At 73.2% G+C, this 23,127-nt stretch carries 3 protein-coding genes; all 3 read left to right on the plus strand.

The window, feature by feature from the left end:
- The first annotated feature begins 72 nt into the window (after positions 1-72).
- On the plus strand, positions 73-849 hold the full coding sequence (locus ACFV4K_RS24125; RefSeq protein WP_379277890.1) for a thioesterase II family protein: 777 nt from the start codon (positions 73-75) through the stop codon (positions 847-849).
- Positions 850-963: 114 nt separating this feature from the next.
- Positions 964-14,118 carry an SDR family NAD(P)-dependent oxidoreductase gene (locus ACFV4K_RS24130; protein ID WP_379277892.1) on the plus strand — a complete coding sequence of 4,385 codons (13,155 nt, stop codon included), beginning with the start codon at positions 964-966 and terminating at the stop codon, positions 14,116-14,118.
- A 50-nt stretch (positions 14,119-14,168) separates the two neighbouring features.
- A partial coding sequence (locus ACFV4K_RS24135) for an SDR family NAD(P)-dependent oxidoreductase (RefSeq protein WP_379277893.1) occupies positions 14,169-23,127 on the plus strand: 8,959 nt, incomplete at its 3' end.

Genomic DNA, 23,127 nt, shown 5'->3' on the forward strand with positions numbered 1-23,127 from the left:
CGCCGGGCGCCGGGTACCCCGCCCGGGTGCCCGGCGCGAAACCGTTCGGTATACGACAAGGGAATTCGTGTGATGGAAAAACGTCTGTCCGGCAACCCTTCTCCGAACGCGTGGATTCGCCGATTCGGTCCGGCGCCCGACGCCCCGCACCGATTGGTTTGCTTTCCGTACGCGGGCGGATCCGCGAGCTATTTCTTCCCATGGATGCAGGCCCTCGCACCCGAAATCGACGTGCTCGCCGTGCAATATCCCGGCCGCCAGGAACGCCGCACCGAAACGGTCGTCGACGATATCGACCGGCTCGCCGATCACATTGCCGCGGAGTTGCTTCCGTGGCTGGACCGGCCCACCGCGTTCTTCGGGCACAGCATGGGAGCGATCCTCGCCTTCGAGGTCGCGCTGCGACTGGAACGGTCCGGGAGCCGGCTCACCGAACTGTTCGTCTCCGGCCGGCGCGCACCCGCCACCAGCCGCGACGAGCGCACCTATTTGGCCGATGACGCCGAGCTGCTCGACGATGTCGTCCGTCTGGGCGCGACCGACGCCGCCGCGCTCGCCGATCCGGAGATCGCCGCCATGGTGCTGCCGGTCATCCGCGGCGACTACCGCGCCATCGAACGCTACCGGTGGACCGGCGGGCCCCGGGTGCGCTGCGGGATAACGGCGTTCACCGGAGACATCGACCCCAAGACCACCGTCGCCGAGACGGCCGAATGGCGGGCGCACACGCACGGCGAGTTCGAGTTGCGCGAGTTTCGCGGGGGCCATTTCTTCCTCAACGAGCACGTCGCCGCGCTGCACGCGGAGATCCGGGACCGGGCCACCGGTACCGCGATGTGGTCGAAATAACCGAATTACCAACGGATTACCAACCTGTTCCGACCGCGCGGCTACGTTGAAATCACGCCTTCTGATGGCGTCACTTCCACACTACGTGCCGAATAGGCAAGGGGGAGAGCCGTTTTGAGTTCCATCAACGCCACCGATAATGCCGGGATCGCCGTCATCGGATTCGCGTGCCGCCTACCCGGCGCGGGCAACCCCGCCGAGTTCTGGGAACTGCTGAGCTCGGGCACCAGCGCCATCTCCTCCTGGCCCGACGACCGCGCCGCGTACGCCGGGGCGGGCGACCGTCCCGAGCGGCGCGGCGCGTTCCTGGCCGATGTCGAGGGCTTCGACGCGCCGTTCTTCGGGATCTCGCCGCGCGAGGCGGCCGCGATGGACCCGAGGCAGCGGCTGGTGCTCGAACTCGCCTGGGAGGCCCTGGAAGACGCCGGCACCCGGCCCGAGCAGCTGCGCGGCGGCGACACCGCGGTGCTGGTCGGCACCCACCGCGACGACTACGCCGCCCTGCTCGGCACCCTGCCCGAGGACGCCATCACCCATCACAGCCTGACCGGCGCCAGCCGCGGCGTGATCGCCAACCGGGTCTCCTACTTCCTCGGCGTGCACGGGCCCAGCCTGACCGTCGACTCGGTGCAGTCCTCGGCCCTGGTGGCGGTGCATCTGGCCTGTCAGAGCCTGCGCACCGGCGAGGCGTCCACGGCCCTGGTGGCCGGCGTCAACCTGAACCTGTCCGCGGCGACCGCGGTCGCGACCGAGCGTTTCGGCGGGCTCTCGCCCACCGGCACCTCCGCCGCCTTCGACGCGCGCGCCGACGGATTCGTGCGCGGTGAGGGCGCGGTCGCGCTGCTGCTCAAGCCGCTGGCCGACGCCGTCGCGGCCGGTGACCGCATCCACGGCGTGATCCACGGCAGCGCGGTCAACAACGACGGCGCGACCGAGGGGCTCACGGTGCCCGGGCAGGCCACTCAGGAGCGGGTCCTGCGGGAGGCGTACCGGCGAGCCGGGGTGTCCGCGGCGCAGGTCCAGTACGTCGAGACGCACGGCACCGGGACCCCGGTCGGCGATCCGATCGAGGCGGCCGCGCTGGGCGCGGTGCTGGGGGCCGGCCGGACCCGGCCGCTGCCGATCGGCTCGGTGAAGACCAATATCGGGCACCTGGAGGGCGCGGCCGGGCTGGCCGGACTGCTCAAAGTGCTGCTGTGCCTGCGGAACCGGCAGCTGCCGCCGAGCCTGAACTTCTCGGACCCGAACCCCGCGATCCCGTTCGACGAGCTGAATCTCGCTGTGCAGACCGAGCTTTCGGAGTGGCCCGAGCCCTCCGTGCCGCTGCTCGCGGGGGTGAGCTCGTTCGGCATGGGCGGCACCAACTGCCACCTCGTGGTCGGCGAAGCGCCGGCGACCGAGCCGGTGGCCGAGACGGGCCGTCCGCTCGCGGTCGCGCCGTGGGTGCTCTCGGCGCGCACGCCCGAAGCGCTCGCCGACCAGGCGACGCGGCTCGCCGAACTCACCTCGCAGGATCCCGCCGATGTGGGGTGGTCGCTGGCCACGACCCGGACGACGTTCGACCACCGTGCCGTGGTCGCCACGGGCGACGGCCCGGCCCGGCGGCGCGCGCTCGAGGCGCTCGCCGCAGGGCTGCCCGCGCCGCAGCTGGCGACCGGCTCGGTCGAGCCGGGCGAGCTGGCGGTGGTGTTCTCCGGCCAGGGCGGTCAGCGGATCGGGATGGGCCTGGAGCTCTACCGCGAATTCCCGGTCTTCGCCGCGGAATTCGATGCCATCGCCGCGCATCTGGATCCGGTCCTGGACCGGCCGCTGCGTGACCTCGTCGCCACCGGCGAGGACCTGGACCGGACCGGCTACGCGCAGCCCGCGCTGTTCGCGTTGCAGGTGTCGCTGTATCGGTTGATCGAATCCTGGGGTATCGCACCGGATTTCGTCGCCGGGCACTCCATCGGTGAGATCGCCGCGGCGCACGTGGCGGGGGTGCTGTCGCGCGCCGACGCGGCCACCCTGGTCGCGGCGCGCGGACGGCTCATGCAGGCGCTGCCCAGCGGCGGGGCCATGATCGCGCTGGAGGCCACCGAGGACGAGGTCGCGCCACTGCTGGCCGGACTGTCCGAGCTGGGGATCGCCGCCGTCAACGGGCCGCGCGCGATCGTCGTCGCCGGACAGGAGCGCGGCGCGGTCGAGGTCGCCGCCCTGGTGACCGCTATGGGGCGGAAGACCAAGCGGCTCAATGTCTCCCACGCCTTCCACTCGCCGCTCATGGAGCCGATGCTCGACGAGTTCGCCGCGGTGGTGCGGACCCTGACCTTCGCGCAGCCGACCCTGCGGGCGGTGTCCTCGGTGACAGGGGGACCGGCGCAGGAGTGGGCGTCGGCGGACTACTGGGTGGAGCACATCCGGCAGCCGGTCCGATTCGTGGACGCCGTCCGCGTGCTCGAAACCTACGGCGTGACACAGGCATTCGAGCTCGGCCCCGACGGGGTGTGCTCGGCCATGATCGCCGATGCGGCCGTCGACGCCGAGCGGATCACCGCCGTCCCGGCCCTGCGCCCGGATCGCGACGAACCCGCCACCATCGTGACCGCGGCGGGGCAGTTGTTCACCCGGGGCGCGCGGATCGACTGGACCGCACTGTTCTCCGGGGCCGGTGCGCGAGTCGTGGATCTGCCGACGTATCCGTTCCAGCGCCGCCGGTATTCGCTGCTGGGCGGTGCTGCCGTGCCCGCGGTCGCCACGGCGACGGCCAGGTCCGTCCCGGCGGAGGTGGCGGTCGCGCCTCCCGCGGTGGCGGACATCGACGTAGACGCACTGGTCACCGGCCACATCCGGGCCGTGCTCGGCTTCGACGCCACCGAACGCGTCGACACCCACGCCCGCTTCCGTGACCTCGGTTTCGATTCCCTGCTCGGCGTCGAGCTGCGCAAGGCCCTCGCCCGCGCCACCGACCTGAGCCTGCCCGGCGGACTGCTGTTCGACTACCCGACACCCGCGGCCCTGATCGACTACCTGAACGCCGCGCTCACCGGCACCGCGCACGACGGTGCGGCCGAGGCGTTCACGGCCGCCGGTGACGAACCCATCGCCATCGTCGGCATGGCCTGCCGCTATCCCGGCGGCATCGCCGGACCCGACGACCTGTGGCGGGTGGTGGCCGACGGCATCGACGCCATCACCGAATTCCCGGCCGGCCGCGGGTGGGACGAGGCCCTCTTCGACGGGGACCGGCCCGGCGGCAGCTACGTGCGGCTCGGCGGCTTCCTCGAGCACGCCGGCGAGTTCGACGCGGGCCTGTTCGGCATCTCGCCGCGCGAGGCGCTGGCCATGGACCCGCAGCAGCGGCTGCTGCTCGAAACCTCCTGGGAGGCCATCGAACACGCGAGCATCGATCCGCAGTCGCTCGCCGGGTCGCGGACGGGCGTGTTCGTCGGCGCGACCGTCTCCGACTATGGCCCGCGTATGCACACGCCCGCGGCGGGCACCGAGGGCTACGTGCTGACCGGTACCGCCAACAGCGTGATGTCGGGTCGCATCGCCTACCAACTGGGCCTGCTCGGCCCCGCGCTGACCGTGGACACCGCGTGCTCCTCGTCGCTGGTCGCCATTCACCTCGCGGTGCGCTCGTTGCGGGCGGGGGAGTCCGCCCTGGCGCTGGCCGGTGGCGCGGCCGTGATGGCCAATCCCGGGATGTTCGTGGAGTTCTCGCGCCAGCGCGGCCTCGCGCCCGACGGCCGCTGCAAGCCGTTCGCGGCCGCAGCCGACGGCACGGCGTGGGCCGAGGGCGCGGGCGTGCTGCTGCTGGAACGGCTCTCCGACGCGCGCCGCAATGGCCACCGGGTGCTCGGTGTCATTCGCGGCACCGCCATCAACCAGGACGGCGCGTCCAATGGCCTGACCGCGCCCAACGGTCCCGCGCAGCGGCGCGTCATCGGCGCGGCCCTCGCCGACGCCGGGCTGACCGCCGGCGCGGTCGACGCGGTGGAGGCGCACGGCACCGGCACCGCGCTGGGCGACCCGATCGAGGCCGACGCCCTGCTCGCTACCTATGGCGCACAGCGTGACTCGGGCCGGCCCCTCTACCTGGGATCGTTGAAGTCCAATATCGGTCACGCGCAGGCGGCCGCCGGTGTGGCCGGTGTGATCAAGATGGTGCAGGCCATGCGGCACGGCGTGCTGCCCGGCACCCTGCACCTCGACGCGCCCACCCCGCACGTCGACTGGTCGGCGGGCAGCATCGAACTGCTGGCCCAGCGGCGCGACTGGCCGCGCGGCGAGCAGCCGCGCCGGGCCGGCGTGTCCTCCTTCGGCATCAGCGGCACCAACGCCCACCTGGTCTTGGAGGAAGCCGAGTCCGAACCCCGCCCAACCACATTCCCCGGAACCGAGCCTGCCGCGTCCACGGACGGTGCGGTCGTTCGGCCGGTGGCTTGGGTGGTGTCGGGTCGCGACCGTCAGGCCCTGCGTGGGCAGGCGGGGAAGCTGGACGAGTTCCTGGCCGCTCGGCCGGACGCTTCGATCGGCGCGTTCGCGTACTCGCTGGTGCGGACCCGGGCGCTGCTGCCCGAACGTGCGGTCGTGGTCGGCCGCACCCACGCGGATTTCCGAGCCGGTCTGGCTGCCCTGCGCGATGGAACCGATGCGCCGCAGCTGGTTTCGGGCCGGGCCGCACGTGCCGTGCGCACGGCGTTCCTGTTCACCGGTCAGGGCGCGCAGCGTCTCGGTATGGGGCAGGAGCTCTATGCCGCCTTCCCGGCGTTCGCCGCGGCCTTCGACGAGGTGTGCGCGGCCTTCGACCCGTGGCTGGCGCTGCCGCTGCGCGAGGTCGTCCGCGACCACGCCGACGCCCTGGACCGGACCGAGTACACCCAGCCCGCCCTGTTCGCGGTGGAGGTGGCGCTCGCCGCGCTGTGCCGTGAACTGGGCCTGATTCCCGATGCGGTGGCCGGTCATTCGATCGGTGAGCTGGCGGCACTGCACGTCGCCGGTGGCATCGGACTGGCCGACGCCGCGAAGCTGGTCGCCGCGCGCGGTCGGCTGATGCAGGCGGCGCGAGCGGGTGGGGCGATGATCGCCATCGGCGTGCCCGCCGACGAGGTGGCCGCCTCCCTCGACGGGTACGCGGTGGATATCGCGGCGGTGAACGGACCTGCCTCCGTGGTGATCTCCGGTGACACCGATGCCGCCGAGGCCGTCGCCGAGCGCTGGCGGGCCGCGGGTCACCGCACCCACACGCTGCGGGTCAGCCACGCCTTCCACTCCGCGCACATGGATTCCGCGCTGGCGGAGTTCCGGGCCGTCGCCGAGTCGGTGTCCTTCACCGACCCCGTGATTCCCGTGGTGTCCGCGCTCTCGCCCGAGCAGGCCGACCTCACCTCGCCCGACCACTGGGTGCGGCAGCTGCGCGGCACCGTGCGCTTCCTGGACGCCGTGCGCCGGCTCGAGGACGACGACGTCCGGCTGTTCGTGGAGATCGGCCCTGACGCCGTGCTCACCGCCATGGCCCGGGAATCCTTCGCGACCCCGGCGTCGATCGCGGTGCCCCTGCTGCGCCGCGGCCGCCCCGAGGACGACACCTTCGTGACCGGTCTGGCCACCGCGCACGTCCACGGCGCGCCCGCCGACCTGACCGCCCTGGTCGAATCACGCTCGGCCACGGTCGAATTGCCCACCTACGCGTTCCAGCGCGGCAGCTACTGGCTGCGCGGGGGCACCGAGCGGCCCGCCGCCGGGCATCCGATCCTCACCACCCGGGTGGATCGCGCGGACCGGGACGAGGTGCTCTTCAGTGGCACCCTGACCACCGCCGAACACGGCTGGCTGCGCGACCACGTCATCGCTGGTGCGCCGATCCTGCCCGCCGCCGCCTTCGTGGACTTCGCCATCGCCGCGGCGAATCTGCTGGGCGCCGAACAGGTCTCCGAAGTCGTGGTGGAAGCCGCACTGCCGCTGGACGGTTCGGTCGAGGTGCAGCTGATCGCCGGCGCCGCCGGCGCGAACGAGCGGCGGCCCTTCACGATCCACGCCCGGACCGCCGAGGACGCGCCCTGGTCGCGGCACGCCTCCGGCTTCTTCGACCTCGCCGCCGCGCCCGCCCCCGGCCTCGGCGACGAGTGGCCCGCGCCGGATGCCGTCGAGGAGCCGATCGAGCACGCCTACGACCGGCTCGCGGGCCTCGGCTACCGGTACGGCGCCGCCTTCCGTGGCCTGACCCGCTGGTGGCGCACCGACGACGCGCTGTTAGCGGAAGTCCGACTGCCCGATGCCCGCGTCGACGAGGCCGGTCGCTACGGCCTCCATCCCGCGCTGCTCGACGCCGTCCTGCACCCGCTGGTGCTGGACCTGGCCGATGCCGCCGGGCCCCGGGAGATGCTGCTGCCGTACGCGTTCTCGGCGGTGCGCGTGAGCCTTCCGGGCGCGAGCGCCCTACGGGCCCGCCTGATCCGCACCGGCCGGACGTCGGCCGAGATCACCGTCACCACCGATGACGGCGCCCTGGTGGCCGTCATCGGGGCGCTGGACTTCCGGCCCACCGCCGTCGAGGGCTTGGTCACCAGGCCGCCGCTGTACGCCCTGGCCTGGCAGCCGCTGCCCGAATCCGAGTCCACCGGAACCGAAGTCGAGACCCTCGTCCTCGAACCCGGAGACACTCCCGAAGAGGTGCACGCGGCCACGATCCTGGCCACCGAATCGATCCAGCGCCACCTGGCCGAGGCGAGCTCGCCGCTCGTCCTCGTCACCCGTGGCGCGGTGGCCGCCACCGCGGGCGAGCGGGTCGACGACCTCGCCGGCGCCGCCGTATGGGGCCTCGCCCGCGTCGCCGCCACCGAACACCCCGGACGGGTGCTGGTGCTCGACATTCCGGCGCGGGACGAGATCGGGGAGTGGCCGAACCGCGCCGCTGCCTCCGGGGAGGCCCAGCTCGCCGTCCGCGACGGCGCGCTGCACATCGCCCGGGTCGCCACGCGCACAACCGAATTCACCGGCGCTCCGATCCGCACCGACGGCACCGCGCTGATCACCGGCGGCACCGGCGGACTCGGCGCGTTGTTCGCCCGCCACCTGGTCGCCGAACACGGGGTGCGCCACCTGCTGCTGGTCAGCCGCCGCGGCCCGGCCACCCCGGGCGCGGAGGACCTGGCCGCCGACCTGCGCGCCGCCGGTGCGACCGTCGAGGTGCTCGCCGCCGATATGGCCGACCCGAACGCCGTCGCCGGGGTCCTCGCCGCGATCCCGGCCGACCGTCCGCTGCGGGTGGTCGTGCACGCGGCGGGCACGCTCGCCGACGCCATGATCGACACGCTGACCGCCGAGCAGATCCACACCGTGCTGCGCCCGAAGGTCGACGCCGCCTGGCAGTTGCACCGGGCCACGGCCGCATTGGATCTCGACGCGTTCATCCTGTTCTCCTCACTGTCGGGCACCATCGGTACGGCGGGACAGGGCAACTACGCCGCCGCCAACGCCTACCTCGACGGCCTCGCCGCGCATCGGGCCGCCGCCGGCCTGCCCGCGCGCTCCCTGGCGTGGGGTCTGTGGGACACCTCGGTCGGCATGGGGACGGGTCTGTCCGCCGCCGATGTCGAGCGCTGGAAGCGCCTGGGCGCACCGCCATTGACGGTCGAGGCGGGTCTGGCGCTGTTCGACACCGCGCTCGGCAGCCCCGAACCGGTCGTGGTCGCGGCGACCATCGACTACGGCGTGCCCGCCGCGGCAGCCCCGGCCATCCTGCGCGCACCCGTGCGCCGGGGGACCCGGACCGCGGGCGGCACCTGGGCCGACCGCATGACCGCCCTCGCCGACGACCGGCGCGCCGACGCGCTGCTGGAGTACGTGCTGGGCGTGAGCGCCGCTGTGCTGGGCCATGATTCGGCCTCGGGCCTCGACGCCGACAGCGCGTTCCGGGAATTGGGCTTCGACTCGCTGGCCGGGCTGGAACTGCGCAACCGGATCGGCACCGAGACCGGTTTCACCCTGGGCGCGACCGTCGTCTTCGACCACCCGTCGCCGACCGCGCTGGCCACCCACCTGGGGGAACTGCTGCGGCCGAAGCAGCCCGCCGCCACGATGGCGGTGAAAGCCCGCACCGCCCAGGACGATCCGATCGTGATCGTCGGCATGGCCTGCCGCTATCCCGGCGACGTCCGCACACCCGGCCACCTGTGGCAGCTCGTCGCCGACGGCGTCGACGCCATCGGCGAGTTCCCGGTCAACCGGGGTTGGAACGTGGACGAGCTCTACGATCCGCGCTCCGAACGGCCGGGCACCTCCTCGACCAAGAACGGCGGCTTCCTCTATGACGCCGACCTGTTCGACGCCGACTTCTTCGGCATCTCCCCGCGCGAGGCCACGGCCACCGACCCGCAGCAGCGCCTGCTCCTCGAAACCGCCTGGGAGGCCATGGAATACGCGGCCATCGACCCGGCCACCCTGCGCGGCAGCCGCACCGGCGTCTTCACCGGCGCCATGTACGACGACTACGCCATCCGGGTGCAGGGCGCGGCAGGCGAATTCGAGGGCCTGCTGCTGGCGGGCAACCTGTCCAGCGTGATCTCCGGCCGACTGGCCTACACCTTCGGCTTCGAGGGTCCCGCGATCACGGTCGACACCGCCTGTTCGTCCTCGCTGGTGGCCATGCACCTGGCCGCGCAGTCGCTGCGCAGCGGCGAATGCGATCTCGCGGTCGCCGGCGGCGTCACCGTCATGTCCACCCCGAACACCTTCGTCGAGTTCTCCCGGCAGCGCGGCCTGTCCGCAGACGGCCGCTGCAAGGCGTTCGGCGCTGACGCCGACGGCACCGGCTGGTCCGAGGGCGTGGGACTGGTCGTGCTGCAACGACTCTCCGACGCCCGCGCCGCCGGGCACGAGGTGCTGGCCGTGCTGCGCGGCACCGCCGTCAACCAGGACGGCGCGTCCAACGGCCTCACCGCGCCCTCCGGCCCCGCGCAGGAGCGGGTGATCCGCGCGGCCCTGGCCGACGCCGGACTGTCCGCCGCCGAGGTGGACGCCGTGGAAGCGCACGGCACCGGCACCCGGCTGGGCGATCCGATCGAGGCGCAGGCGCTGCTCGCCACCTACGGCAGCGATCGCGCGGACGACCGTCCGCTGTGGCTCGGATCGCTGAAGTCGAATATCGGTCACTCGCAGGCGGCTTCGGGCGTGGGCGGCGTGATCAAGATGATCGAGGCCATGCGCCGGGGCGTGCTGCCGCGCACCCTGCACGCCGAAAAGCCCAGCCCGCACGTGGACTGGTCGTCGGGCGCGGTGCGCCTGCTGACCGAGGCCCGGCCGTGGCCGGACACCGGGCGGCCGCGCCGGGCCGGAGTGTCGTCGTTCGGTGTCAGCGGCACCAACGCGCACGTCATTCTCGAGCAGCCCGCCCCGCGGACCGCCGTCGCGGTCGCGCCGGAGCAGCCGGTGCCCTGGATCTTGTCCGCCAAGGACGACGCCGGACTGCGGGAGGTCGCCGCCCGGTTGCGCGACCACCTGGCCGAAACCGACGCCCGCCCGGCCGATCTCGGTCTCACCCTGGCGACCGGACGCGCGCGGCACGATGTGCGCGCCGCCATCACCGGTGACCCCGCCGAGCTGGCCCGGGCCCTCGACGACATCGCTCAGGACCGGCCGAACACCGCCGTCGCCCGGGCGCAGCGGGGATCGCGCGGGAAGCTGGGCATGCTGTTCACCGGGCAGGGCAGTCAGCGGCTCGGGATGGGCCGCGAACTGTATGAGACCTCACCGGTTTTCGCGGGCGTCTTCGACGAGATCTGCGCGCTGCTGGACCCCGGTCTGGCGCGCCCGCTGCGCGAGGTGCTGTTCGCTCCGGAGGACTCCGCCGACTCGGCGCTGCTCGACCAGACGCATTTCGCGCAGGCCGCGCTGTTCGCCGTCGAGACGGCCCTGTACCGGACCGTCGAAAGTCACGGTCTGCGACCGGATTACCTGACCGGCCACTCGATCGGCGAGGTCGCCGCCGCCCACGCCGCCGGGGTGCTCGGTCTGGCCGACGCCGCGACGCTGGTCTCGGCGCGCGGCCGGCTCATGCAGGCGGCCCGCTCGCACGGCGCGATGATCGCCGTCGAGGCCACCGAGGCGGAGCTGGCCCCGGACCTGGCAGGCTACGCGGACGCCGTGGTGATCGCCGCGATCAACGGTCCGCGTTCGACCGTCATCTCCGGTGACGCCGACGCGGCCGCCGCGGTCGCCGAGCTGTGGCGCGAACGCGGCCGCAAGGTGCGTCAGCTGCCGGTCAGCCATGCCTTCCACTCCCCGCATATGGACGACGTGCTCGACGAATTCCACCGCGCCATCGCGCATCTGGACTTCCGGCCGCCGACCATTCCCCTGGTCTCCAATGTCACCGGAACCCTGGCGACGGTGGAGGAGGTGACCGACCCCGGGTACTGGGTCCGCCACATCCGCCTCGCGGTGCGCTACCTCGACGGCATCCGCTACCTCGAGAGCGCCGGCGTCACCGACTTCGTGGAGATCGGGCCCGACGGGGTGCTCTCCGCGCTGGCGCAGCAGACCCTCACCGCCACCGACGGTTTCACCGCGCCCGTGCTGCGTCGCGGCCGTTCGGAGCGGCAGACCCTGACCGCGGCGGTGGCGGTCGCGGGGATGCGCGGCCACCGCGTGGACTGGGACAGCCTGTACACCGGCGCGCGCCGAGTCACCGCGCCCACCTACCCCTTCCAGCACAAGCGGTATTGGCTCGAACCCGCCGCCCGGACACTGAATCTCGCCGGTCTGGGCCTGGGGGCCGCCGACCACGAGCTGCTGGGCGCGGCCGTCCCGATCGCGAATCGCGACGAGGTCCGGTTCACCACGCGCCTGAGCGTCGAATCCGTGCCGTGGCTGGCCGATCACGCCCTCGACGGCCTGCCGGTCGTGGCGGGCACGGCGCTGGTCGACATGGTCCTGCACGCCGCGGGCCGGGTCGGCTGCGACGAGCTGGCCGAACTCACCATCGGCGCGCCGCTGGTGCTGCCGCCGGGCGGCACCACCGTCCAGGTCGGCATCGGGCTGCCCGACGAACTGGGCCGCCGCAGCGCCGAAGTCCACTCGCGTCGCACCGACGATGGCGAATGGGTCACACACGCCAGTGGATTCGTGGTCGCCCGCACCGAGGACCGCACCGCGGGCACCGTCGGCGCGATCGACGACTCCGAGTTCGACCTCACCGGCGTCTACGAGCGGCTGCACGACCTCGGCTACCAGTACGGTCCCGCGTTCCAGGGGCTGCGGCGGGTGCGCCGGACCGACGAATCCCTGTTCGTCGCGGTCGAACTCCCGGAGGCGCGCCACGGCGACCACGTCGACCTGCACCCGGCCCTGCTCGACGCCGCGCTGCACGCGCTGCTGCCGGGCGTCACCGACGAGTCGGCCCGGTCGTGGCTGCCCTTCGCCTGGAGCGGCGTGCGGGTCCACGCGACCGGAGCGACCGCGCTGCGGGTGCGCATCGACCTGGAGGACGCCGGCGCCGACGCGCTGCGGGTGTCGCTGCACGCCGACGATTCGGCCGGAGCGCCGGTGGTCACCGTCGATTCACTGGTCCTGCGGGCCCGCACGGCCGTCACGGCCGCCACCGAGGTGGACGGTCTGCTCGTGCCGCGGCTGCGGCCGGTGCGGACCGAGGGCGACGGCGTCGGGGTGCAGATCATCGAAGCGCCCACCGGCTCGCCCAAAGCCGTGCTGCACGCCACCCTGGAGACCATTCGCGACTGGCTCGCGCAGTCCGAGGGCGAGCGGCTCGCGATCGTCACCGCCGCGGGCGAACTCGGCCACGCGGGCATCCGCGGCCTGGTCCGGTCGGCGGAGGCGGAGAACCCGGGCCGGGTCACCGTCGTCGAGATCGACGAGTCCGAACGCTCACGCGACATCCTGGACCGGGCCGCCACCACGGGTGAACCGCACGTCGTGGTGCGCGACGGCGAACTGTTCGCACCCCGCCTCGAGCGGATGCGGCAGGTGGCGGGGGAGACCCCGGACTGGTCGCGGGGCACGGTCCTGATCACCGGCGGCACCGGCACCCTGGGCACCCTGCTGGCCCGCCATCTGGTGGCCGAGCACGGCGCCCGGGACCTGCTGCTCCTCAGCCGCCGCGGCCCCGCCGCTCCCGGCGCGGCCGAATTGAGCTCGGAGCTGGCCGAATTCGGTGCGCGGGTCGCCATCGTGGCCGTCGACGTGACCGATCGTGCCGCGCTCGCCGCCGCCATCGGCGACCGCACCATCGGCGCGGTCGTGCACACCGCGGGCCGCACCGAGGACGGTGTCGTCACCGCCCTCACCCGCGAACAACTCGACCGGGTGCTGCGGCCCAAGCTCGACGCGGCCTGGCACCTGCACGAACTCACCCTCGCCCACCAGCCCTCGGCCTTCGTCCTGTACTCCTCGGTGGCGGGCCTGCTCGGCACCGCCGGCCAGGCGAACTACGCGGCCGCCAACACCTACCTGGACGGTCTCGCCGAACACCGGCACGCCCAGGGCCTGCCCGCGACCTCGCTGGCGTGGGGCCTGTGGGCCGGGAGCAGTGAACTCAGCGGCCACCTCGAGGACGTGGACCTGCGGCGGCTCGCCCGCTCGGGTCTGCTGCCCCTCGACCCGGCCGAGGCCCTGGAGCTGTTCGACGCCGCCGTCCGCACCGGGGAACCGGTGCTCGCGGTGACCCGGATCGACCAGGAAGCCCTGCGCGCCAACGAGTCCGGGGTGCCCGCACCGCTGCGGGACCTGGTGCGCACCAAGGCGCGCCGCGCCGCCGCGGCGGCCTCGGCCGCACCGGATCGGACGGCCCGGCTGGCCGGACTCGACCCCGACGCGCGCATCCAGGCGCTCGCCGATCTGGTCCGGGCCCGCGCCGCCGCGGCCCTGGGCCACGCCGACGACTCCACCGTCACCCGGGACCGGTCCTTCCAGGAGCTCGGTTTCGATTCGCTCATGGCGGTCGAACTGCGCAACGACCTCGGCAAGGCGCTCGGCCTGGCGCTGCCCGCCACGCTGATCTTCGATCACGCCAGCCCGGCCGCCCTGGCCGAACACCTGGCCGGACAGCTCGGATTCGACACCGGCACAACCGAAGTGCCGGTCCTCGAATTGATCGACGGCCTGCGCCCGTCCATCACGGCCGCGCTGACCGCCACCGGCCAGGCCGCGGCCATCGCGGCCCGGCTGCGGGAACTGCTGAGCCTGGTCACCGCCGACACCGGCTTCGAGGGCGATCTCGACGCGGCGACCGACGACGAGCTCTACGCGCTCATCGACGAGCTCGACTGAATTCCCCTACCTCCCTTCCTCTTCCGACCTCAACCGAAAGGCGGCGGCCGATGTCCGACCAGGCGAAGCTGCGCGAATACCTCAAGCGTGCGATCGCGGATTCCCATCAGGCTCGCAAGCAGCTGGCCGCCGTCGAGGAATCGATGCGCGAGCCGATCGCCGTGGTGGGACTGGGATGTCGCTACCCGGGCGGGGTCGTGAACCCGGCGGGACTGTGGGACCTGGTCACCCGGGGCGCGGACGCGGTCTCGGAATTCCCGACCAATCGCGGCTGGGACCTGGGCTCGCTGTTCGACAGCGACGCCGCGCAGGCGGGCCGGTCCTACAGCCGCGGCGGCGGATTCCTGCTCGACGCGGACCGGTTCGACGCGGGCTTCTTCGGGCTGTCCCCGCGCGAGGCGCTGGCCATGGACCCGCAGCAGCGACTTCTGCTCGAAACCGGCTGGGAGGCATTGGAATCGGCGGGACTGGTGCCGCGCGCGCTGCGCGGCACCCAGACCGGTGTGTTCGCCGGGCTCATGTACTCCGACTACGGCGCGCGGCCCGGTGTGGGCGGGGAGTTCGAGGGGTATCTGTTCGCCGGTAGCGCGGGCAGTATCGCGGTGGGCCGCCTGGCGTACCTGCTGGGCCTGGAGGGTCCGGCGATCTCGGTCGACACCGCGTGCTCGTCCTCGCTCGTGGCGCTGCACCTCGCGGCGCAGTCCCTGCGGCGCGGGGAATGCGACCTGGCGCTGGCGGGCGGTGTCACGGTGATGTCGACGCCGCAGGCGTTCGTGGAGTTCTCGCGGCTGCGCGGTCTGTCGGAGGACGGCCGCTGCCGCTCCTACGGCGCCGGCGCGGATGGCACCGGCTGGGCCGAAGGCGCTGGTTTACTTGTGCTGCAACGTTTGTCGGACGCGGTGGCCGCGGGGCGTGAAGTCCTGGCGGTCATCCGAGGCAGCGCGATCAATCAGGACGGCGCCTCCAACGGTCTGACCGCGCCGTCCGGCCCCGCGCAGGAGCGCGTCATCCGGGCGGCACTGGCCGACAGCCGCCTGTCCGCCGGCGAGGTCGACGCCGTGGAAGGCCACGGCACCGGCACCCGGCTCGGCGACCCGATCGAGGCGCGGGCCCTGCTGGCCACCTACGGCAGCGATCGGGCCGGCCGGCAGCCGCTGCTGCTGGGCTCGCTGAAGTCCAACTTCGGGCATTCCCAGGCCGCCGCGGGCGTGGGCGGCGTGATCAAGATGATCGAGGCCATGCGGCACGGCGTGCTGCCCCGCACCCTGCACGCGGAAACCCCCACCCCCGAAGTGGATTGGTCTTCGGGGGCGGTGGAGCTGCTCGTCGAGCCGCGGGACTGGCCCGAGACCGGGCAGCCGCGCCGGGCCGGCGTGTCGTCGTTCGGGTTCGGCGGCACCAACGCGCACGTGATCGTCGAACAGGCTCCGGTGCCGGAAACCGCTGAGCCGCGACCGGTCACGGTGGAACTGCCCGTGGTGCCGTGGCTCGTCTCGGGCCGCACCCCCGAGGCCGTCGAAGCGCAGACCGCCAGACTGCGTGAGTACGTGGCGGGTTCGCCCGCCGGTGAACTGGATATCGCCTACTCGCTGGCCACCGCGCGCACCGCCTTCGAGCACCGCACCGTGCTGTGGCCGGGCGCGGACGCCGCCGACACCGCGCCCATACTCGCCGGTGACGGCGGGCTGGGTGTGGTCTTCACCGGTCAGGGCGCGCAGCGGATCGGCATGGGCGCGGAACTGGCGGCTCGCTTCCCGGTCTACGCCGAGGCCCTGGACGAGATCGCGGCCCTGCTGGATCCGATGCTCGGCCGGTCGCTGCGAGAACTGATCACGAGCGGTGAGGGACTCGACGGCACCGGGATGGCTCAGCCCGCGCTGTTCGCCGTCGAGGTCGCCCAGTGGCGGCTGCTGCGCTCCTGGGGCGTGAATGTCCGTGCGGTGGCGGGCCATTCGGTGGGTGAGTTCGCGGCCGCGCACGTGGCCGGTGTGCTCTCGCTGGCCGACGCCGCTCGGCTGGTGGCCGCGCGTGGCGCGTTGATGCAGGCGCTGCCGACGGGTGGTGCGATGGTCGCGGTCTCGGTGTCCGAGGCGACGGTGCTGCCGTTGCTTGGTGATTCGGTGTCGATCGCGGCGGTGAACGGTCCGGAATCGGTCGTCCTGTCCGGTCCCGAGGACGCCGTCCTGGCGGTCGTGGCCCGGTTGGACTGCCGTCACAAGCGGTTGACGGTGAGCCACGCCTTCCACTCGGCCTTGATGGACCCCATGCTCGAGCAGTTCCGCGCGGCCGCCGAGACCATCACCTACTCGCCGTCCACCATCCCGTTCGTCTCCACCCTCACCGGTCAGGTCACCGAGCCGGCGGGCGCGGACTACTGGGTGGACCAGGTGCGCGGGGCCGTCCGCTTCGCCGACGCCGCGACGACGCTCGCCGGACTCGGCGTCAGCGCCATCGCCGAGATCGGCCCCGACGCCGTGCTCACCCCGCTGCTGGAAGCCGTCACCGACACCCCCGCAATCGCGATGCAGCGCCGCGACAGCGCCGAAGCCGACACCCTCGTCCGCTGCTTCGCGGACCTGCACACGCACGGCATCGGCATCGACTGGGAGGCGTTCTTCGCCGGCACCGGCGCCCGCCGGGTCGCGCTGCCCACCTACGCGTTCCAGCGCGAGCGGTACTGGCTGCACCCCAACACCGCCTCGGCCGCCTCGGGTTTCGACCCGGTCGACCATCCGATCCTCACCGGAGTGCTGCACCTGTCCGACATCGACGGCGCGCTGCTCACCGGGGTGCTCGACCCCAATACCCAGCCCTGGCTGACCCAGCACACCATCGACGGCGCCACCATCGTCCCCGGCACGCTGCTGCTCGAGCTGGCCTTCCGGGCCGCCGCGGAAATCACCGAAGAATCTTCTCGGGTCGAGGAATTCACCATCGCCGCGCCGCTGGAACTCACCGATCAGCCGGTGACGATCCGGGTCAGCATCGCCGCCGCCGACGGCGATGGCAAGCGGCAGGTGGAGATCCGCTCCCGCGTGGCGGGCGGCCAGGACTGGCGACTGCATGCCACCGGCCTGCTGGGCGGGGCCGACCCGAGCATCGCCCCCGGCGTCATCGGCGAGTGGCCCCCGCGCGGCGCGCAGGAGGTCGACCTCACCGGGGCCTACGATCGCGCGGCCGACCACGGCTACGAGTACGGCGCGGTGTTCAACGGCCTGCGCACGCTGTGGCGGCGCGGTGAGGACCTGTTCGCCGAACTCGCCCTCGACGACGAGTACGCCGCCGGGGCCGACCGGTTCACCGTGCACCCCGCCCTGCTCGACGCCGCGGCGCACGCCCTGGTCCCGGGCATCTCCGACACCGATCGGCCCGCGCTGCTGCCGTTCTCGTGGTCCGGGGTCACGATCCCCGACTTCCCGGCGACGGCGCTGCGGGTCCGGATCACCCCGGCCGGGCGCGACGCGGTCGCCATGCTCATCGCCGACGAATCCGGCGCGACCCTGCTCGCCGTGGACGCCCTGGCCCTGCGCCCGCAGGCCGCGGCCGGCGCGGACCAGACGCTGTTCGAACTGGAGTGGAGCGAAATCCCCACTCCCGCCGCGACATCCGATCGCACCGAGTGGGTGGCGGTCGGCGAGGTGCCGGGCGTGGACACCCGATACGCCGAGCTGGACGAGGTCACCGGCACACCCGCCGTGGTCGTGGTCAAGCTGCCCGCCGCCAGCCAGGACGCGGAGATTCTCTCCGCCGCACACGATGTCGTTCACCGCACCCTCGCGGTCGTGCGCACCGCCATCCTCGACGAGCGGTTCGCGAATTCCCGGCTGGTGTTCCTCACCGAGTCCGCGGCCGGTCCCGCCGCCGCGAACCTGCCGCAGGCCGGAGCCTGGGGCTTGGTCCGCGCGGCCCAGACCGAACACCCGGACCGCTTCACCCTCCTCGACGTCGACGCGGACCCCGGTTCGTGGGACGCCCTCGACGCCGCCCTCGCGAGCGGTGAGCCGCAGGTGGCGATTCGCGCCGGGGCGCTGCATGTCCCGCGCTTGATCCGCGCCCGCGCCGCCACCGTCGACACCGACCCGTGGACGCAGGGCACCGTGCTGATCACCGGCGGCACCGGCACCCTCGGCGCGGCCCTCGCCCGGCACCTGGTCGACACCCACGGCACCCGCTCGCTGCTGCTGCTGAGCCGCCGCGGGCCCGACGCACCCGGCGCGACCGACCTGCGGGCCGAATTGACCGAGCGCGGAGCGGAAGTCACGATCCTCGCTTGCGACGTCACCGATCCGGCCGAGCTCGCCGCCGTCGTCGCCGCGCACCCGGTGCGCGCGGTCGTGCACACCGCGGGCGTGCTCGCCGACGGCATCGTGGAATCGCTGACCGCCGACCAGGTCACCAGTGTGCTGCGGCCCAAGGTCGACGCGGCGTGGGCGCTGCACCGGGCCACCCGCGACCTGGAACTCGGTGCGTTCGTGCTGTTCTCGTCACTGGCGGGTCTGGTCGGCACGGCGGGCCAGGCGAACTATGCCGCCGCCAACACCTTCTTGGACGCGCTCGCCCAGCACCGCCGCTCGTTCGGACTGCCCGCGGTGTCCATCGCCTACGGCCTGTGGGAGCAGGCCAGCGGCATCACCGACGAGATGAACGCCGTCGACCGCGAGCGCATCCGCCGCATCGGCGTTCTGCCGCTGCCGACCGCCGCCGGGCTGCACGCCTTCGACGTGGCGACGGCCCTCGACGTTCCGCTGCTCGCGGTCACCGGCGTCGACACCGCCGCCCTGCGGTCCTCCGGCGACGTCCCGACGATGTTCCGCCGCCTGGCCCCCGCGACCCGCGCCCGCAAGGCTCCCCGCGACGGATTCGCCGCCCGCCTGACCCAGCTGTCCGAGACCGAGCGCGCCGCGGCCCTGCTGGACCTGGTCCGCACCAATGCCGCTGCGGTCCTGGGACATTCGGGCTCCAGCGCCGTCGGCGCGGACCGGTCCTTCCAGGATCTCGGGTTCGATTCGCTGACCGCGGTCGAACTGCGCAACCGGCTGGCCGAGACCACCGGCGTGCGCCTGCCCGCCACCCTGGTCTTCGACTACCCGACGCCCGCCACCCTGTCGGAGCGGCTGGCCGGTGAGCTGGTCGGCGCGAAGCCGCATGCTGTGGCGACGGCCACGGTGGCCGCCAGGGACGACGAACCGATCGCCATCGTCGGCGTCGGCTGCCGTTACCCCGGCGGCGTCACCGATCCGGATCAGTTGTGGGACCTCGTGTTCCGCGGTGTCGACGCGGTCTCGGAATTCCCGACCAATCGCGGGTGGGACCTGGGTTCCCTGTTCGACAGCGACGCCGAACAGGCCGGACGGTCCTACAGCCGCGGCGGCGGATTCCTGATGGACGCGGACCTGTTCGACGCGGGCTTCTTCGGACTGTCCCCGCGCGAGGCCCTGGCCGTCGACCCACAGCAGCGCATGCTCCTCGAAACCGGCTGGGAAGCCCTGGAATCCGCGGGCATCGTGCCCCGCAGCCTGCGCGGCTCCCGCACCGGCGTGTTCGCGGGCGTGATGTACTCCGACTACGGCGCTCGCCCCGGCATCGGCGGCGAACACGAGGGCTACCTGTTCGCCGGCAGCGCGGGCAGCATCGCGGTGGGCCGCCTGGCCTACTCGCTGGGCCTCGAAGGACCCGCGATCTCGGTCGACACGGCCTGCTCGTCGTCCCTGGTGGCGCTGCACCTGGCGGCGCAGTCCCTGCGCCGCGGCGAATGCGATCTGGCCTTGGCCGGCGGTGTGACCGTCATGTCCACGCCGCAGGCCTTCGTGGAGTTCTCCCGCCTGCGCGGCCTGTCGGTGGACGGCCGGTGCCGGTCCTTCGGCGCGGGCGCCGACGGGACCGGGTGGGCCGAAGGCGCGGGACTGCTCGCGCTGCAACGACTCTCCGACGCGCGCCGCGAGGGCCGCGAGGTGCTGGCCGTGCTGCGCGGCTCGGCCGTCAACCAGGACGGCGCGTCCAACGGGCTGACCGCGCCCAACGGCCCCTCCCAGGAACGCGTCATCCGTGACGCGCTCGCCGACGCCGCCCTGCTCGCCTCCGAGGTCGACGCGGTCGAGGGCCACGGCACCGGCACCCGTCTCGGCGACCCGATCGAGGCCCAGGCCCTGCTCGCCACCTACGGCAGCGACCGGGCGGGGGAGCGTCCGCTGCTGCTGGGCTCGCTCAAGTCCAACTTCGGGCACTCGCAGGCCGCCGCGGGCGTGGGCGGCGTGATCAAGATGATCCAGGCCATGCGCCGGGGCGTGCTGCCGCGCACCCTGCACGCGGAAACCCCGTCGCCCGAGGTGGATTGGTCCGCCGGGTCGGTGGAACTGCTGAACGAGGTGCGGGACTGGCCCGAGACGGGGCAGCCGCGCCGGGCGGGTGTGTCGTCGTTCGGCTTCGGCGGCACCAACGCGCACGTCATCGTCGAACAGGCCCCGGAGCCGGAAGCGGCTGAGCCGCAAGCGGTCTCGCTCGAACTGCCGGTGGTGCCGTGGCTGATCTCCGGCCGCACCCCGGCCGCGGTCGACGCCCAGGCGGCCCGGCTGCGGGAGTTCCTCGCGGATTCGACCGTGCGGGAACTGGATATCGCGTACTCGCTCGCCACCGCCCGCACCCCCTTCGAGCACCGGGCCGCCGTGGTCGGCGGCGACACCGAGGAACTGGTCGCCGCGCTCGCCGACGCCCAGCCCGTCACCGCGCGATCGGGCGGCACCGCCTTCGTCTTCACCGGCCAGGGCGCGCAGCGTCTCGGCATGGGAATGGGCCTGTACGAATGCTTCCCGGTCTTCGCCGCCGCGTTCGACGAGGCCGCAGCGCACCTCGACCCGCTGCTGGGCCGGTCGCTGCGCGAGCTGATCACCACCGGTGACGGTCTCGACGGCACCGGGATGGCCCAGCCCGCGCTATTCGCCGTCGAGGTCGCCCTGGCGCGACTGCTGGCGCACTGGGGGATTCGCTGCGACTACGTCGCCGGGCACTCGGTGGGTGAGTTCGCCGCCGCGCACGTGGCCGGTGTGCTCTCGCTCGCCGACGCGGCCCGTCTGGTGGCCGCGCGTGGCGCGTTGATGCAGGCGTTGCCGACGGGTGGTGCGATGGTCGCGGTCTCGGTGTCGGAGGCGACGGTGCTTCCGCTGCTCGGTGATTCGGTGTCGATCGCGGCGGTGAACGGTCCGGAGTCCGTGGTCCTGTCGGGCCCGGAGGACGCCGTCCTGGCGGCTATCGCTCAGCTGGACTGCCGTCACAAGCGGCTGACGGTGAGCCACGCCTTCCACTCGGCCCTGATGGACCCTATGCTCGACGAATTCCGCGCCGTCGCGGAATCGGTCACCTACTCCGCACCCGTCACCCCGTTCGTCTCGACCGTCAACGGTCGGATCGCCGAGCCCACCACCGCGCAGTACTGGGTCGACCAGATTCGCCGGCCGGTCCGGTTCGCGGATGCCGCAACCACTCTGGCCGCCCTCGACGTCACCGTGCTGGCCGAGGTCGGACCCGACGCGGTGCTCGCGCCGCTGGCCGACCAGATCACCGACACCGCCGCCGTCGCCCTGCAACGACGCGACACCGACGAGGCCCGCACCCTCATCGCCGGTGTGGCGCGGCTGCACTCCCTCGGTGCGACCGTCGACTGGGAGGCGTTCTTCACCGGGACCGGCGCGCGCCGGGTCGCCCTGCCCACCTACGCGTTCCAGCGCGACCGGTACTGGCTGCACCCGACCGCCGCCACCGCCACCTCGGGTTTCGACCCGATCGAGCACCCCGTGCTGACCGGCGTCCTGCACCTGCCCGACGCCGACAGCGTGTTGCTCACCGGCGGCCTGAACCCGAACGTGCTGCCCTGGCTGGCCTCCCACACCACCCCCGCGACCACCCTGGTCCCGCCCGCGGTCCTCATCGACCTCGTGTTGCGGGCCGGCGACGAAGTCGGCGCGGACCACATCGAACAGCTGGAACTGACCCGGCCGCTCACCGTCCCCGCGGGCCAGGAGGCCCAGCTGCACGTGGTCATCGGCGCGGCCGACGACACCGGCCGCCGCACCGCGGGAATCCGGGCCAGATCCGCGGGCGGCACCTGGACCGCCATCGCCACCGGCGCCCTGGCCCGCGGCGGCGATCCGGGCACCCCGGTGCCGGCCGACCAGCCCGCCGAGTACCACCTGCCCGCCGAATCGGCCGTGCAGGCCACCGGATTCGCCCTGCACCCGGAACTGCTGGACGCGGCCCTGCCGAGCACCCTCGGCACGGATTCGGTGCTGGCACCGGTCATCTGGCGGAACGTACGCCTGTACGCCACGGGCGCGGACGCCGTCCGGGCCCACGTGCGACCGGTGGACGGGGACGCGGTCACCGCGTATCTGACCGATCCGGCCGGGAACCCGGTGTTCAGCGCCGAAGCCGTCGAATTCCGGACCCGGGAACTCGGTATCGACAGCGAAACACCTGGTGACACCGGCCGATCCGCACCCGTTCGCCCGGCCGCCGTCACCGCCGACACCGCCGAGGTCTTGCGGGCCCGGCTCGCCGATCTCGACGAGACCCAGCAGCTCGACGCCGTGGTGGACACGGTTCGCGCCCAGCTGGCCGCGGTGCTCGGCATCGCCGAGCCCCTGAGCATCGAGGCCGACCGCCCGTTCCAGGAACTCGGCATGGACTCCATGACCGCGGTGCAGCTGCGCAACCGGCTCTCGCTGGCGACCGGAACCATGCTGCCCGCCACCGCCGTCTTCGACCGGCCCACCCCGGCCGACCTGGCCGCGTTCGTCCTCGACGCCCTGCGCCCGCCCGCCCCCGCCGACGTGCTGTGGGCGGAACTGGACCGCTGGGAACGCGTCGCCGACGACCTCGGCGAGGCCGACCGCGACCGGATCGCCGAGCGGCTACGCGAGCTGGCCGGCCGCTGGACGGCGACCCCGGCCACCGCGAACCCCGCGACCGAGGCCGTCGACGCACACCTCGCCACCGCCTCGGCCGAGGAACGCCTGA

The sequence above is a fragment of the Nocardia sp. NPDC059764 genome (assembly GCF_042732555.1).
GTDB lineage: Bacteria > Actinomycetota > Actinomycetes > Mycobacteriales > Mycobacteriaceae > Nocardia.

Excerpts from the sequence above, each read along its gene's own strand:
- ACFV4K_RS24125 (WP_379277890.1), top strand. The coding sequence starts at position 73 with ATGGAAAAACGTCTGTCCGGCAACCCTTCTCCGAACGCGTGGATTCGC.